Origin of the sequence: Microbacterium aoyamense (genome assembly GCF_023155855.1) — a bacterium.
GTDB lineage: Bacteria > Actinomycetota > Actinomycetes > Actinomycetales > Microbacteriaceae > Microbacterium > Microbacterium aoyamense.
This window is the reverse complement of record NZ_JAKNUT010000014.1, coordinates 1-1,022: the sequence shown is the minus strand read 5'-3', so window position 1 is coordinate 1,022 and position 1,022 is coordinate 1. Positions and strand designations below refer to the sequence as shown.

Annotated in this window: 2 protein-coding genes; both read right to left on the bottom strand. The window is 61.5% G+C overall.

Translation table 11 applies throughout. From position 1 onward, the window contains the following. Positions 1–127: 127 nt before the first annotated feature. Positions 128–391, bottom strand: a complete 264-nt coding sequence (locus MA876_RS18815) for a hypothetical protein (RefSeq protein WP_248153021.1) — start codon at positions 389–391, stop codon at positions 128–130. Positions 392–751: 360 nt separating this feature from the next. Then, positions 752–1,022: hypothetical protein (locus MA876_RS18810; RefSeq protein WP_248153020.1), on the bottom strand; the 271-nt coding region annotated here is incomplete at its 5' end.

The window sequence follows — 1,022 nt, the reverse complement described above, 5'->3', positions numbered from 1 at the left end:
CACCCACCGCTCGATCGACGACCTCACACCCCTCGAGGTCGAGCAACTCGACTACGCTCACACCGAACCGGTCGAGAAAGCCGGCTGACACCAGCAAAACGCTCTCCGGACATGCCGGGGCGAGTCACTACCCCTCGCTGTGCCAACGAACCTCATCGGCAGAAATCTCGAGCATCTGTGTTCGGGATAGTTCGCGCCAGGGAGTTTGGGACATGTCGTATTCGATGAGGTGGTAATTCCGGCCGCATTTCGCCCAACTGGTGCAGGGGGCGACGTTCGGGGCGTGGTCCCAGGGCAGTGACGCCAGTCGGTTGAGCTCGGTTGCCGCCTCATCCCGATTTGAAAACTTACCGATCAACTCGAAATGGATCTCATCCTCGATCACGAACACACTCACAGCCCCTTTCGGTGGAACTACGCAATCGAGATCCGCCCGCCTAGTACATCCCCGCGATGCATGGCCTAGAGCCTAGGCCGCTACACATTCATTCTCGCCCGCGTCGCACTTTCGAAGAGGTACCCGGTCCCTGCCGCGCTCACCTGCGCCCGAACCGAATGGCGGGAACCCCGACAGCACCCGCAGTGCCGTGAGCTCCCCGGACCCGGCCTGATTCGAACAGGCAACCATCCTCAACAAACTGCGGGCGGGACGCACCCTTACCGGGTAGATACGCCTTGGGCGGGTTCACGGGGACATTATCAGACCGAAGCATCCGCTCTCAGCGTCGCCCAGCACCCCCCTGCCAGAACGCTAGCCACAGGACAAAGCCGCGATCACCAGGGGGCAGCTGGTCGAACAGATCCACCAGGCCATCCACGCCACCACCACCCTCAACACATACAGCCATCTGTGGCCCACGGCAGAGGACCGCACCCGCACGGCAGCTGGCGGAATGGGGACTGTCTGATTAACGGTGGATCTGGTCTGGCCTGACTGAAAGGAAGGGCGATGACCGATGTCATCGAGATGATCGATCCCGTGACGGGAGAGATCATCGATGAGCAGCAGCTCGCGGAGCAGC